Consider the following 12,092-nt stretch of genomic DNA (forward strand, 5'->3'; position numbering starts at 1 on the left):
GCATCGAAATTCAAAGCAACCCGAGTGGGAGTTCACCGGAATTACGGTGCCTTCCATTCAAGCCTGCGAAGTTAATTCGCGATGATAGGTGATTCAACGCTGCGCCGGCTGGCGCGAGAGAGATGTATCGGACATGAGTGAGGCGCGATCCGCGTTGGGGAGCGACTCGCCCCATACCGGCTTTGGGTGCGACAGCGTCCCGGCATTAATCTGCGAGATCGATCTCGAGCGCGGCGGGCGCAGATTCAATCGCGCCTGGGAGCTCTTCACTGGAATCGCCCCTGCAGACCTCCTAGGCGACGCGTGGCTGAACGCGGTGCATGAGGAGGATCGCGAGACCCTCGGCCATGCCGCCGGCTCGGAAGAGGACTCGCGCTCGGTCGACATCCGGATTCAGGATCGAAATGGTCAGTATCATTGGTTTCTAGTCAACGTCGCCCTCCCCACCGACGCCCATCTCCCCTGCTCGTCGAAGACTCTCGTCGCGCTTCCGATCAACGAACGCAAGGCTTCCGAAGCTGCACGAGATGCGGATTCGGCAGACATCCGCATGATGCTCCAAAACATGCCTACCATGATTTGGCGCACGACGGCGGCCGGCGAGATGGACTATGCGAACGAACGATATCTCGCGCGCTGGGGTCAAACACTCGCCACCATCATTGGCGGGGGATGGAAGGACTCGGTTCATCCCGATGATCGCGATGGCATCGTAAGCTACTGGGCCAACCACATCGGAACCGACGCTGATGGAATGTACGAGTTCCGCGCAGGCTCCCCCGAGACCGGATATCGTTGGTATCTCTCCATTGCCACACCTCGCCGCGACGAGAACGGGAATGTTGTTCAGTGGTATGGCGCGACCTTTGACATCGAGGACAGAAAGCGTGCTGAACACCAGCTCCGCCGGAATGAAGCATTTCTGCGCCAAGGCCAGCTAATCAACAAGTCGGGCAGCGTTGGCGCAAACCTTCGGACCGGTGAGCATCACTGGTCGGACGGAGCCTACCGGATTCTGGAGTTTGACAGGGAAGTGACGCCAGGGTTCGAGCCATATCTCCAGCGTGTTCATCCCGACGATATCGACCTCGTTCGGGACAAGCTTGAACACATAAAGCGCAACGAAAGCGCCGTGGAATTCGAGCACCGACTTTCCTTCCCCGACGGTCGGATCAAGTACTTGCGAGTGTTGGTCAAGCCGGCGCCGGGTGAGGACGAGCTGAACGCCGTCGGCGTCATCATGGACGTCACCTCAGCGAAGATGGCCGAACAGGAAATACATCGCGCCCAGGCTGAACTTACTCGCGTCACACGCATCGCGACGATGGCGGAGTTGACCGCGTCGATCGCGCACGAGATCAATCAACCCCTTTCCGGAATCCTCACCAACGGCGAGGCATGTCTGCGCTGGCTCAATCGCGCCGAACCAGACATCGCGGAGGCGAGAGAGGCGATTGAGCGAGTCGTCGTCGGTGCCCGACGCGTCAGCGATGTCGTTCGGCAGCTTCGAGCGATCTTCACCCGTAAGGACCCGGCTCCGACCAAGTTCGACCTGAACGACTTGGTGAGGAGCACCTTGCCGCTGCTGCGTTCGCTTATCAATCACCATCGGGGTTCGGTCAGTCTCGACTTGGCGGACGACCTTCCAGCAATTTTCGCGGATCCCGTGCAGATTCAGCAGGTCGTCATCAATCTCCTGGCGAACGGACTGCAGGCCCCGAGGAAATCGGATGCGGGCGAACGTCGAATCGCAATCGAAACCGCGGGCGATGAGGCCTGCGTCACGCTTCGTGTCAGCGACGACGGGCTCGGGATCGATGAGGCGCATCTGGCGAACATCTTCGAACCATTCTTCACAACGAAAAACGACGGCATGGGAATGGGGCTGTCGATCTGCCGGTCCATCGCCGAATCGCATGGTGGCCGGATGTTCGCCGGCGCAAATGCGGCCGGTGGGGCGACTGTAGGATTCGCGCTTCCGATCGAGCCTAGTTGATGTCCGTGGTGACCATCATGACCAAGACCTTCGTTTCTCAAACTATACAAATGTTCAGTAGGCGGCGCTCCAGGCTTAGGTTAAGTCGAAAAACGCCGTTTTATTGGCAAGTTCGAGAATACCAACCCTGCGAGCGATGGGGCTGAGATTGCGCGTAATGTCGAACACGTCCGCCATGCAACCGAGCTCTAGCGCCGCGCCGATCGTACTCATCGTTGACGACGATGAGCTGGTCCTAAAGTCCATCGATGGCCTTGTCAGATCCGCGGGATATCGGTCCGCTCTTTACGCAAGTGCGGTCGAGCTCTTGTCAAAGCCCCTGCCTGAGGGCGTTCGCTGCCTGGTTGCGGACGTGCGACTGCCCCTCGTGAGTGGGCTCGACCTTCAAGCCGAACTCGCCAAGCGCGGAGAGCGCGTGCCCATCCTGTTTATAACGGGCCATGGAGACATACCGATGTCGGTGCGGGCGATGAAGGCTGGTGCGGTGGACTTCCTATCGAAACCGTTCCGCGACCAGGATCTAATGGACGCGATCGCATGCGCGTTGCTCGAGGATATTCGGTTGAAGGAGCTGGAGATCGAGCTCGAATCCCTCCGTGCGCGATACGAATCGCTGACATCGCGCGAGCGCGAAGTTCTGCAATTGGTCTCGTCCGGGCTCCTCAATAAGCAAGTGGCAAGCGAGCTCGGGTTAAGCGAGATAACGGTCAAGCTTCATCGCGGGAGCGCGATGCGCAAGATGTGCGCTCAGACACTCGCACAGGTCATCAGGATGATGGAAGCGCTCGAGCGAGGCACCCTCCAAAACCATACTCCAGTATAGGCCGGGCAAACACACGTTCGATTGTCGCGCCTCTCATCGACGTTAAACTGCAAGCCGTATTTCCATGCTTCCTGAAAGGAACCCCTTGAGCGCGAGTATCGCCATCGCGATCGTCGACGACGATGAGCTTGTCCGAACCTCGATAGCCGGCTTGCTGCGCTCGTTCGGCATTCGGACTGCGGCATTTGAGTCTGCTGATGCGCTGCTCGTGGCTGGCGCAAACAGCTTCGACTGCATCGTTTCTGATCTCCAGATGCCCGGGACCAGCGGCCTCGAGCTGAGGCGCTTCTTGAACGACCAGGCAGATGTCGTGCCCGTCATCATCATGACGGCCTTCCCTGAGCGCGCGAACGATGCACGCCGCCTCGGCGAGCATTTCCCATTGATCGAGAAGCCGATCGATAGCGCGCAGCTGATCGCCTGTATTCAGGATGCCCTCGGATGTCGGTTTGACTGATCTGAAAAGTGTCAGGTCGCGACGCTATGCGTAGGCAAATTTTGGTCGGGCTTGAACTTGCCGGCGGCGTCGGAATCGATGTTGAAGGAAATGTCGGCGCCAGATGTCGAGAACCTCGAGATCATGATAGCAGGGACGCGCGCGGCCAGGACATCACGTCCGTGAAGGAGTCGATCAGCGAGCTTTTTTGCCCTTGGCATCATCAAGAAACCCCAGACGCCGTTCGGCAACGTCAAGGCGACGTGCTTGCACGCGAGGATCCGGCGCATTTCGTACGCGGCAATTTCCGCTCGATTATTTAGGAATCGACGTGACCAGTCTGACTTCCAAGACAGCGCCAGCGTTCGACGCTCTCCTTTGGTCGAGCGAGTGACAGTCGCTATTAATGTCGCGGATGCGGAAGAATTCCGCGGCTGAGAACGTTAAAACGCCGTCCGGAAGATACCCCCGAGGCCAGTGTGACCGGAAGAAGTACTCATCCGATCCGCCCACGAATGCGGCCATCCAAGTTCAGTGGAGTGGGGCGACTGCAACAACCCCTTTTCTAAGGGGTAGTTAAAGCAAACCACTGTATAATTTCCAACCGCCAAGTTTTCATGAATAAAGACTGCATCGAAAGGTGGAGGTTTCCAGGATGCTAGTCAACGACACATGCAATTCCACCAGGGCAGCGTCGCGGGGCGTTGTCAATATCACCTCAAATTCTCCCACCCTCGCCGCGGGGCCTCGACAAGGGATGCGAGTTGGCCCTGATCACAAGCACATTTTCGTGCATGCGGAGCGGCAAATGCTTCCTGCGGTTTCGCCAACGCGATTACATGTCCTCATCAGCGACTTGAATAGGAGACGGTGAACACCAATGGAACTCCATCAGGTTCGGTACTTTCTGGCCCTTGCAAACACGATGAATTTCACGCGTGCGGCGGAGATGTGTAACGTGACGCAACCGGCGCTGACCAAGGGCGTGCAAAAGCTGGAGCAGGAACTTGGGGGCGAGCTCATCTACCGAGAACGTCAACTTACTCACCTCACTGACTTGGGCAAGGCGGTGCTGCCCATGCTTGAGCGCGCACTTGCATCGACTGAGGCTGTTCGACGCCGAGCGCGTGAATTTCAGCAAAAGGAAGTGGCTCCCTTAACGATCGGTCTCGCCCCATCCATTTCCGCTTCGCTCGTTGTCGAGCCCATCGCTGAGATTCGCAAATTCGTCCCCGGCCTCCATGTCGAGCTTCGGGAAGAGCAGCCAAGCCGCCTTGTCGAGCTCCTCTTAGAGGGCGAAGTAAATGTCGCCTTGGTTGGTGATCTCGACGAGAGGCCAGAAAGGATTGACGATTGGGCGCTGTTCGAAGAGCGCTATGTCGCGGTTCTCGCCCCGTCGCATGAACTTGCCGACCTTCCGGCGATCGGAATCGAAGCGCTTCGCGAAGCCGCTATCCTGAATCGCTCCTACTGTGACGTGGCTCGGAAATTTCGCCGTCTCTGCTTTCCCGACGCGCCGCCGCATCACAATCATCGAAGCTGCCGGGACTTGCACCTGCAACATTTGGCAGCGGCGGGGTTTGGAATAGTCCTCGCTCCCGAGCATATGCCCCGATTACCCTCGCTAAAGGCGCTTCCGATTGAGGGTGACCCGGTATGGCGACAGGTCCGGCTTCTTGCGGTGCAGGGCCGACGCTACTCGCCAGCGCTTGACGCCTTCGTAAAGGTCGCGCGGTTGCGCGACTGGTCTCTTCACACGGGATCGCCTCTCCAAACTGAGGGTCACAGCCACCTCGAAGCGACCGGTATGTCCGCATGAGTCCACATATTGCCCATTTCTTAAGATACCCGGTATACTGATGACCGTCGAATTGATGTCTGACCACTTAACCAAGACCCTCAATCAAGTCCGTAACGAGCTCATGGCCGGGTTCAGTGACGCCGACCGAGAATCCTACCTCTTTCTCGTCGATTGGCTCCGCAAGGCAGACATCGCGTCGCACGCATTGCAGGTTGGCGACACGGCGCCAGATTTTCTTCTACCCGATGCACACGGACGACTTCATTCGTCCGAACAGCTTCGTGGTGAAGGGCCGCTGGTGGTTAGCTTCTACCGGGGGGGATGGTGCCCATTCTGCAACGCAGAGCTTCGCGCTCTTCAAGCGGTCAAGGCTGAATTTGATAGTCTAAAAGCAAATCTTGTCGTGGTGTCTCCCGAGACCCGTGATCTGCCAAGGCAGCTGAAACGGCAGTTGAACCTCGACCTGACGATGCTGGCGGACGTCGACCACGGCGTGGCGATATCTTACGGTGTCTTGTTTCGTGTCCCTGAGGAAACCAAGGCGCACTACGCGGGGCAGGGTTACGACTTCGGGCACCGCCATGGATCGACTGAGTGGATGCTGCCAATCCCGGCGACTTTCGTAATCGATCAAGACGGCGTCGTCAGAAGTGCCTTCGTCGAGCCCGATTTTACGATCCGCCAAGAGCCGCCCGACATCCTCAACAAAGTGCGCGAACTTGCCCCTCGGAGCGGCGAGAATTCAGCGCACTCTTGGTGATAACTGCTAACGCTCCAATTAGAGGTTCTCAATGCCAGCGATGGCACATGCTGTCGCGAGAGGCAGAATTCGGAGTGCCCCGCCGCGACGCATGGTGCACTCAGATAGGAAGTGGCCTGGGCCTGGCGATGGAGATCCCGGCAGATGGACTTCTACACGTTCCAGGTTGCCTCGGGCTTCTATCTGGCTGTTTTCGTGTTGATTTCCATGCGGAGCTGAGCCGGTTTTTCCACCGAGAAGTGAGCCACCTCTGAGTATGGTTTTCTGATCACGACCGGGTGGGCAGGCTCTACGGCTGGGAGTTCGAAAAGAACAACGAGGAGGTCCGAGTGAGGGTGGAGGGCCAGCTCATCTTCAACACTGATCGTGAGATGGTGGACGCAGCCCTTCAAGGATATGGCGTCGCCTTCGTGCCGGAAAGCTATGTCGAAAGGCATGTCGCGGAACGGCGTCTCCAGCTCATCCTCGATGACTGGACACCCAAGTTCGCGGGCTATTATCTTTACTATCCAAGCCGTCGGCAGAATCTTCCCGCGTTTTCGGTGATCGCGGAGGCTCTTCGAGAGAAAAGTCTTTGATGATCCCCAAGCCTTATGGCCGCTGTTGGCGCAGAGCGGCCATCAGGATGCTCGAACGCTCAGGCCACTCCTGAGCCGCGTCCCTATGCACCGCGCGCAAGCGCCGCCGACTGCTGCAAGGTAACGGCATGGCTAAGCGGATCGGCATGGCGATGCGCAAGCAGCCACCGCCTGCCCGCGCGCCGATAGACGAGGGTCACGCGCAGCGCCCAATCCTGTGCGGGCAGGCCGCCGACTTCGACATGGGCGCGCTCGATGACGGCCAGCACGATCATGTCGGTGCCGGCATAAGTCTGAACGATCTCCTGTTTCAGCGTGCCATTCCGGAAGAACCGGCTCATGCCATCCCAGATCTTCTCGGTAATGTCAGCCTCCCGCGATGGCGTGCCGCCGAACGGCGACATCAGCGTGAAGTCCTGCGTGCGCGGTACAAGCGCCCGGTAGATGGCGACATCGCCGCGCATCAGCGCGGCATTGGCCTCCTCGGATATCCGGGCGAGATCGGATGCCGCCGTATCCGCCTGGCCGTCACGTGCGGTTGCGGTAAGGGATACAGGACTGGTCGCACCGGTAGCACGAAGAGACCGTCGTGAAGGTGACATGACATTTCCTTTCCGGATTTGAGTTCGGGAAAGCGCCTGCAGCGCCTGTGTCCTTCGGAGATGCCAGTTTCGCCTTGCTGAATCCAATGATATGATTTCAACAATATGCTGAATGAAACTGATCTTTCGCGCGCCGATCTCAATCTCCTCGTACTTTTCGAAGCGGTCGTTGAGGAGAGGCATGTCGGCCGCGCGGCCGATCGGCTGAACATTTCGCCATCAGCGGTCAGCCACGGACTTGGACGGCTACGACGAATGCTCAACGATCCGCTTTTCGTCAGGACGCCCAAAGGCGTGGTGGCGACGGCCCGCGCAATGGAGCTGGCAGCGCCGATTGCCGAGATACTTGCCAGGGTGCGAAGTGTGATTACGACGGCCGAGCCATTTGAGCCGGCAACGTCGAGCCGCCGTTTCACCCTCGGCGCGCCGGACGGTGTTTCCGCCGTCTTCCTGTCTCCGCTCCTTGCCGGATTGGAAAGATCGGCGCCGCATGTCGAAATCAGCATACGCCAGTTGCTGCCGGAGCCGGGCGAGAGTTCACTGGCGCGGGTCTGGCGCAACGCGTTTGCCGATGTGGAGTCCCGCGCCATGGACATCGCGGTCGTCCCCGCCGATGAAATTCCGGCGCGCTTTCATTGCCTCACGCTCTACGAAGAGGATTTCGTCATCGCCATGCGCGCTGGTCATCCCTTCGCGCAGGACGCGAAACTCGACCGCTATGTCGAAATGCGCCATCTGGTGGTTTCGCTGAGCGGCGATCCGCACGGCTTCGTCGACACGGTGCTCGAACAGCACGGGCACAGCAGGCGGACCGTCCTCACGGTGCCGAACTTCATGCTCGCGCTCGCCATCGCCGGCGAGAGTGACATGCTCGTCGCAATCCCCCGCCGCTTCGCGACAATTTTCGCCCCACGCTTTGGCCTAACGACGGTCAATGCTCCTTTGCCGCTGCCGCGTTTCAAGCTGAGCGCGGTGGCGCCGCGCGCAGCGATGATGGACGCCGGCCTGAGCTGGCTGTTCGGAATGCTTTCGTCGGTCTGTGAGGTTGACCCTCCTCCAGGGCTGCTTTGACCTGACTGGTATGGCCGCTTCCGGCCCAACGCGGACAGGCGGCACGGACTGAATGCTGGCGGATGAATCGCCCACAAGGCCGCCGTCTGCTCGTCTTGCGAGGGAAAGACAACAGGTCCATGATCAGAAGCTTGGCCGTCTAGACGACGCAGAATTCGTGAGTGGGGCGCAGAGATGAAACAGAACTCGGAGATCGGCCCAGCCAAACCTGACGACTTCCCTGCCATTCGAGCCTTGTGCAACGGCTTCATCGACTGGTGCCGGTCGCGCTATGGCGAAAACGCTTGGTTCGTCGACCGCTACTACACGCCGGAAGCTTGGTCGGCACTCCTGGACAGCCTGCCGAGGATCCATTCGCCTCCAGACGGGGAGATCCTTGTTGCCCGCCTGAACGGAAAAGTGGTCGGCTGTGTTATGATGCAACAGATCGATGAACTCACATGCGAAATGAAGCGGATGTTCATCAGCCCTGAAGGCCGAGGCTTAGGGCTCGGCCGCCGTCTCGCCGAGAACATCGTGCGCGTGGCCGCTGAGCGGGGCTACACGACCATGCGGCTGGATACCGGCCGCAACCACGATGAGGCGCTAAGCCTCTACCGGTCTCTCGGATTCCAGGAGATCGCCCCTTACTACGAAGCCCCTCCTGAACTGCGCAACCATCTCGTCTTTATGGAAGCCCCTCTGGCGGGGTAGCTCCGTCATCCTCTCGATTAGTCCTCGCCCAGGTGCAGGGCGGAGCACGGTCGTAGAACGATGCCGAGTCTGCTTCATGGTGGGCGCGTTTGATGGCGCTGGCACAAGTTCGCTGCTGGCGCAATGCGGAAACGATGCCATGAGTGCTTCCCGCCCGAAGCGGACATGAGATGGTTATGTTATTGTAACGCAACGTCCTGAGCCGGACGGTCGCCGATCTGGACAAGCTGGTGCCCTTCGGGCGTATTGGAAGCCGGAAGAAGTAGCAGCGCTCGTTGCCTTCCTGGTACCGAATGAGGCGGAATTCATGTGCGGTTCCCTCGTCGAGATCGTGGGGGCGCAAGCAGTTGCACAGGGGGTGCAAAATGGAGATCGATGCGAAGCGGATGACACTCGGGTTCGTCGGGACGGGGACGATTACGGAGGCTGTCGTTACCGGGCTGGGCAAAACGAGGTTTCGCGACACTCCGATCGTGGTGTCACCTCGTAGCGAAAGCGTCGCCGCTCGCCTCGCAGAGGCGAACCAGAACGTATCGATCGCTTTGGGCAACCAGGATGTCCTCGACCGATCCGATCTCGTATTCGTGGCGGTGAGGCCGCAGATTGCCGAGGAGGTCGTCCGCGCGCTCCGATTTCGGCCGAGCCACCATGTCATTAGCTTTGTCGCGGCCATGCCACTCGATCGCCTGCTGGCGTGGATCGATCAGCCTCTTCGGCTGAGCCAGGCAATTCCGCTTCCGTTCGTCGCCGATCTCCAGGGCGCGACCGCGATCCACCCGCCCGACGAGGTTTCAAATGCCGTCTTCTCGGCGCTCGGAACGGCGGTCCAGGTTGAAAGCAAACGTGAGTTCGATCTTCTCGCGGTGGTGAGCTCCATGATGGGCGCCTATTTCGGCATCCTGGACGCGACGTCGACCTGGCTGGAGAGCCAGGGGCTTCCGAGGGCCGCCGGCGACGCCTACCTCCGTCAGTTGTTTTCCGGCCTCGCCCATGCCGCCCGTTCAAAGCCCGCCGCGAGCTTCGATGAACTTGTTGGCGAGCATTCGACCAAGGGCGGGTTGAACGAACAGGTACTCGAGGACTTCCGCAGTTTTGGTGGGATGGCGGCGCTGCAACAGGCTCTTGGTCGAGTTCTTGCTCGCATTGGTCCTGTAGAAGGCAAGCCTTGTTGAAGTCCGCGGGGCGCTTCTAAGGCACTCGACGCGGCGCGTCCGGTGCTGCCGGGCGCACCGATGTAGAATGCAGCGCCGTGCGCGGGAGCTGCTCTTCGACGTCGAGATCGTGATGCAGCAACGCGACCGAGGTGAAGGCGTCTGTCGAGGCGGGCTCGTTGGCGAGCGAAACGGCTTCGGAGCCAGCGGCTCTGGCGATCTGCAGGAAGTCACCGCCGGCCGGCGGAGCCTGCGACAGCCTATGTGATGCTGGCCGATCCGCTGTCCAGCTACGTGTCGGGTGCGACGATCGCGGTCACTGGCGGCAAGCCGATTTTGTAGCACGTTGTGGAGACGCGACGAGCGGGCAAGGCGAAAGCTCCCCGCTCCCGTCGATGGCGTGATAGTGGCGGTGTCCGCTCACGGAGGAGAGCCTCCGCTGGCTGCTCGGGCGCACGTTCTTGAACCGGCTTCCTGTGAACGTTTGGAACCAACCTCGCCCGATAAGATTTATGGCTGAAATGGAGGTTGCCATGATCCGTAAACTGAAGTCTGGCGAGTATCGTCTCTACTCGCGTAAGGTCGACCCGAACACCCATAAGCGCAGAAATCTCGGCACATTCAAATCACGCGAGGAAGCAGAAAAACACGAGCGCGAAGTGCAGTACTTCAAGCGTCATTAACACGGGCATTGCTGTGCTCGGGCCTCCTTGCCGTTCTCGTCCATGATCACCCGCGTCAGCGTCCTGTTCGGAGCATGTCGGTTGGCCTCCCTCAGCGCCAGAACGCACATGCGCTTGCCGTTCTGGTTCTCCTTCTTGCGGCCGTCCTTGCGCTCTTCCTTCCTGTTCGCCTTGCGGAGAACGCCGCCGACATTCTTGCCATCGATCTGCACCAGCCAGTGTAGCTTGATCGCGTCACGTCGGAGGCCGACGGCCTCGCGCAGCTTTTGCAGCAGGACGTATGCCGTCTTGTACTGAACGTTGAGCTTGCGGCTCAGATGGAGCGCCGCCATGCCCTTGGCGGCCGTGATCTCTTCCGGACCACCATGATGATCTTCTTGAAAGAGAGCTTTCGGTTGGCGAAGACCGTCCCGGATGTCACCGAGAACTCGGCGCGGCACTCCGGCTCCGAGCATCGAAAGCGGCGACGTCGGACGCTATACGGCTCCAGGCAGCCGCAGCGGCGGCAACAAGGCTTGCCGCTGTTGTCGGCCCAGCGGAAGTCTACGGGCAGGCCATAGGCGTCGTCCTCGGTGAGCGACCAGACCTTCTCAGGATCGAGATCCCAACAGTCTATGCGGGCTGGTATTCCAAGCATGTTGAGGTGTGATCCCCTCCTTCTCAATGTAACGCGATCTTTCCAGACTTCCGATTTGTGAACTGGAGCACCATCATGATGCCCTGCTCGAGCAGCAGCTCGGCGGCGGCGAGATCGCGCCCCCCGAGATCGGCCGACAAGCCGCGGATAGTGTTTACGACGCACATGGAGTTTTCGACGAAACGGGCGTCGCCATCTCCCTCCGCTTCATCGGCGGATGCCTCTAAAGCATCCGCGACATTCTCAAGAAGGCTGACGCGTTCGACGAGCGTCATTTCATTTAAGGTCTTCGATATGCCGTGCATGATGATCTCCTTGCGCAGGCAACTGGGCGCGGCGCGGCTGATGAATTCTGGCGGCGGTGGATCACAGGTGGCGATCTATCGCGCGTCATGCAAGTCATGGCTGTTGCGCGTACGGTGCATCGCGATTCCGGCAGCCACCTTGGCTACGCACTCTTCCGCAATTGTGTAGCAACCGCCACCAACCGACCTAGCAGCCTGCGGGCGCCAAACTTCGGGCTTTTTGAGATATCGAACTTTGGCAGAGTCCGGAACAAGAAAGGCCTCACAGCGATGAGGCGGGCGTACGGGAAGGCCTTCTGGGGGAGTGTACGAATTGATGGTTCAAGCGTTCGCAAGAACAATCGAGGACTTTCCAGCCTTGGCCGAAACGGGTGATTAGATGGTCACTCAGCGTTTAGCGGACCCAGTTGGTAGCGTCATCCAAACCAAGCTGGCTACAGAGCTCTGGCGCGGTCGTGAGCGTCCGGCGGCCAGACCCGTGCGGGCGCGCGGTCACGAATGCCGCGCGGCCCGCCCGGGCGTGGCCAGGGGGGGGCGCAAGCCCAGAAGCGCCCGG

At 59.7% G+C, this 12,092-nt stretch carries 13 protein-coding genes and 4 pseudogenes; 13 read left to right on the forward strand and 4 right to left on the reverse strand.

Annotation, left to right across the window (positions count from 1 at the left end):
* The first annotated feature begins 133 nt into the window (after positions 1-133).
* The 6 genes and pseudogenes from HGP14_RS30890 to HGP14_RS30915 form a co-directional block, all read left to right on the forward strand.
* Positions 134-1,996, forward strand: coding sequence for a PAS domain-containing sensor histidine kinase (locus HGP14_RS30890; RefSeq protein ID WP_168833653.1), 1,863 nt, complete (start codon positions 134-136; stop codon positions 1,994-1,996).
* 175 nt (positions 1,997-2,171) lie between these two features.
* Entirely contained in the window at positions 2,172-2,819 is a 648-nt protein-coding gene (locus HGP14_RS30895; RefSeq protein ID WP_312862230.1) for a response regulator, read from the forward strand.
* A 64-nt stretch (positions 2,820-2,883) separates the two neighbouring features.
* Entirely contained in the window at positions 2,884-3,276 is a 393-nt protein-coding gene (locus tag HGP14_RS30900; protein WP_281408143.1) for a response regulator transcription factor, read from the forward strand.
* An 859-nt stretch (positions 3,277-4,135) separates the two neighbouring features.
* On the forward strand, positions 4,136-5,074 hold the full coding sequence (locus HGP14_RS30905; RefSeq protein ID WP_168833656.1) for a LysR family transcriptional regulator: 939 nt from the start codon (positions 4,136-4,138) through the stop codon (positions 5,072-5,074).
* 40 nt (positions 5,075-5,114) lie between these two features.
* Positions 5,115-5,816, forward strand: coding sequence for a peroxiredoxin-like family protein (locus HGP14_RS30910; protein WP_168833657.1), 702 nt, complete (start codon positions 5,115-5,117; stop codon positions 5,814-5,816).
* Positions 5,817-6,088: 272 nt separating this feature from the next.
* Positions 6,089-6,394 (forward strand): annotated as a pseudogene (locus HGP14_RS30915) (LysR substrate-binding domain-containing protein); the annotation flags it as partial.
* An 83-nt stretch (positions 6,395-6,477) separates the two neighbouring features.
* On the opposite strand, the gene HGP14_RS30920 reads toward HGP14_RS30915, so the two are convergent.
* Positions 6,478-6,996, reverse strand: coding sequence for a DUF4440 domain-containing protein (locus HGP14_RS30920; protein ID WP_168833658.1), 519 nt, complete (start codon positions 6,994-6,996; stop codon positions 6,478-6,480).
* A gap of 105 nt (positions 6,997-7,101) precedes the next feature.
* Between HGP14_RS30920 and HGP14_RS30925 the strand changes: the two genes are divergently transcribed.
* From HGP14_RS30925 to HGP14_RS30955, 7 genes and pseudogenes are all read left to right on the forward strand, one after another.
* Positions 7,102-8,067 carry a LysR family transcriptional regulator gene (locus tag HGP14_RS30925; protein ID WP_168833659.1) on the forward strand — a complete coding sequence of 322 codons (966 nt, stop codon included), beginning with the start codon at positions 7,102-7,104 and terminating at the stop codon, positions 8,065-8,067.
* Between the two features lie 174 nt (positions 8,068-8,241).
* A complete protein-coding gene (locus tag HGP14_RS30930; RefSeq protein ID WP_168833660.1) occupies positions 8,242-8,760 on the forward strand; it encodes a GNAT family N-acetyltransferase in 519 nt (172 codons plus the stop codon).
* A gap of 203 nt (positions 8,761-8,963) precedes the next feature.
* Positions 8,964-9,112, forward strand: a pseudogene (locus HGP14_RS35940) (short-chain dehydrogenase); the annotation flags it as partial.
* Between the two features lie 13 nt (positions 9,113-9,125).
* Positions 9,126-9,932, forward strand: a complete 807-nt coding sequence (locus HGP14_RS30940; protein ID WP_168833661.1) for a pyrroline-5-carboxylate reductase — start codon at positions 9,126-9,128, stop codon at positions 9,930-9,932.
* Positions 9,933-9,999: 67 nt separating this feature from the next.
* Entirely contained in the window at positions 10,000-10,179 is a 180-nt protein-coding gene (locus HGP14_RS30945) for a hypothetical protein (RefSeq protein WP_168833662.1), read from the forward strand.
* Positions 10,149-10,253: pseudogene (locus HGP14_RS30950) on the forward strand (NAD(P)-dependent oxidoreductase); the annotation flags it as partial. The gene HGP14_RS30945 and the pseudogene HGP14_RS30950, both read left to right, overlap by 31 nt.
* Positions 10,254-10,444: 191 nt before the next feature.
* On the forward strand, positions 10,445-10,594 hold the full coding sequence (locus tag HGP14_RS30955) for a hypothetical protein (protein WP_168833663.1): 150 nt from the start codon (positions 10,445-10,447) through the stop codon (positions 10,592-10,594).
* Here the strand turns inward: HGP14_RS30955 and HGP14_RS30960 are convergent.
* From HGP14_RS30960 to HGP14_RS30970, 3 genes and pseudogenes are all read right to left on the reverse strand, one after another.
* Positions 10,591-11,034 (reverse strand): transposase, encoded by a 444-nt coding sequence (locus tag HGP14_RS30960; RefSeq protein WP_312862229.1) that lies wholly within the window; start codon positions 11,032-11,034, stop codon positions 10,591-10,593. The two genes, HGP14_RS30955 and HGP14_RS30960, sit on opposite strands and share 4 nt — an antisense overlap.
* 50 nt (positions 11,035-11,084) lie before the next feature.
* A pseudogene (locus tag HGP14_RS36860) lies at positions 11,085-11,231 on the reverse strand (hypothetical protein); the annotation flags it as partial.
* A gap of 23 nt (positions 11,232-11,254) precedes the next feature.
* A complete protein-coding gene (locus tag HGP14_RS30970; protein WP_168833666.1) occupies positions 11,255-11,536 on the reverse strand; it encodes a hypothetical protein in 282 nt (93 codons plus the stop codon).
* Positions 11,537-12,092: the final 556 nt, after the last annotated feature.

The sequence above is a fragment of the Rhizobium sp. P32RR-XVIII genome, from assembly GCF_012641395.1.
Lineage (GTDB): Bacteria > Pseudomonadota > Alphaproteobacteria > Rhizobiales > Rhizobiaceae > Rhizobium.

What these genes read in the sequence shown, in the direction of transcription:
- HGP14_RS30925 (WP_168833659.1), top strand. Translation starts at nt 7,102, where the DNA reads ATGCTGAATGAAACTGATCTTTCGCGCGCCGATCTCAATCTCCTCGTA.
- HGP14_RS30900 (WP_281408143.1), top strand. Translation starts at nt 2,884, where the DNA reads ATGCTTCCTGAAAGGAACCCCTTGAGCGCGAGTATCGCCATCGCGATC.
- HGP14_RS30895 (WP_312862230.1), top strand. Translation starts at nt 2,172, where the DNA reads ATGCAACCGAGCTCTAGCGCCGCGCCGATCGTACTCATCGTTGACGAC.
- HGP14_RS30940 (WP_168833661.1), top strand. Translation starts at nt 9,126, where the DNA reads ATGGAGATCGATGCGAAGCGGATGACACTCGGGTTCGTCGGGACGGGG.
- HGP14_RS30920 (WP_168833658.1), bottom strand. Translation starts at nt 6,996, where the DNA reads ATGTCACCTTCACGACGGTCTCTTCGTGCTACCGGTGCGACCAGTCCT.
- HGP14_RS30945 (WP_168833662.1), top strand. Translation starts at nt 10,000, where the DNA reads ATGCAGCGCCGTGCGCGGGAGCTGCTCTTCGACGTCGAGATCGTGATG.
- HGP14_RS30930 (WP_168833660.1), top strand. Translation starts at nt 8,242, where the DNA reads ATGAAACAGAACTCGGAGATCGGCCCAGCCAAACCTGACGACTTCCCT.
- HGP14_RS30905 (WP_168833656.1), top strand. Translation starts at nt 4,136, where the DNA reads ATGGAACTCCATCAGGTTCGGTACTTTCTGGCCCTTGCAAACACGATG.
- HGP14_RS30890 (WP_168833653.1), top strand. Translation starts at nt 134, where the DNA reads ATGAGTGAGGCGCGATCCGCGTTGGGGAGCGACTCGCCCCATACCGGC.
- HGP14_RS30970 (WP_168833666.1), bottom strand. Translation starts at nt 11,536, where the DNA reads ATGCACGGCATATCGAAGACCTTAAATGAAATGACGCTCGTCGAACGC.
- HGP14_RS30910 (WP_168833657.1), top strand. Translation starts at nt 5,115, where the DNA reads ATGACCGTCGAATTGATGTCTGACCACTTAACCAAGACCCTCAATCAA.
- HGP14_RS30955 (WP_168833663.1), top strand. Translation starts at nt 10,445, where the DNA reads ATGATCCGTAAACTGAAGTCTGGCGAGTATCGTCTCTACTCGCGTAAG.